Annotated in this window: 1 protein-coding gene; it reads right to left on the bottom strand. The window is 47.3% G+C overall.

Features of this window, described 5'->3' with window-relative positions; genetic code table 11:
* Window positions 1–420: hypothetical protein (locus tag AC1DQP_RS21215; protein WP_478052520.1), on the bottom strand; the 420-nt coding region annotated here is incomplete at its 3' end.
* Between the last annotated feature and the right edge of the window lie 253 nt (window positions 421–673).

Raw genomic sequence — 673 nt, 5'->3', positions numbered from 1 at the left:
GTAGTAGTCTGCCCATGATCGGTCAATAGGCTTGTCTGGTGTGAAGATGGCGCTGGCAGATTTTCGCCAATTCTTTGGGAGTTCAAAAGGCGTAATCGCCGCACGGTAAGCGACTTCCGGAGGCGTGTCAGCATCTTCAATCCACCGAATAAATTGCTCTTTTTCTTCTTGGCTGCCTGTATCAAAGGTATGGTTGAAAATTTGGTCCATCACGTGTCGGTGCTCGAGGTGCGACATTGCAATTCCATCCCAATGCGCTAGAGCTGACGACAACTTAGGGAAGTAATGTGTCGATGCACCGCCATGCATGGCTTGAGTCAACCAGCCTTTTTCGCTCTTCTCGTTCGAAAGTGCCACTCCCAACTGGCTAAGCCTTGCTTGTACTCTTTTTCTATCCACCTTTATCCCCTTATTTTCCATTAGGCTAACGGGGTTTTGATCTTCGTCAACGATTGGTGGTTTTACATGGCGGGCATCCTGGTAAAGTAACAGAAGTTTTCTGCACCCGAAGCGTTCGTGATGCTCGGTTCTTCTTGTTCAATCAGGTGCGAGCGTGAACCATAACAGGCAACAAAAGCACTATAAATAAGGTGTTTTCGAGCTATTGCGCTTCTCAAATCTTGAGCCATAACCAATGGACTAAGACACTGGAAGCCTTATGACTATCGAACAC

The sequence above is a fragment of the Stenotrophomonas sp. P5_A8 genome, assembly GCF_056400545.1.
Note: the sequence above shows the minus strand (reverse complement) of the source record. Positions and strands in the feature narration are given on the sequence as shown.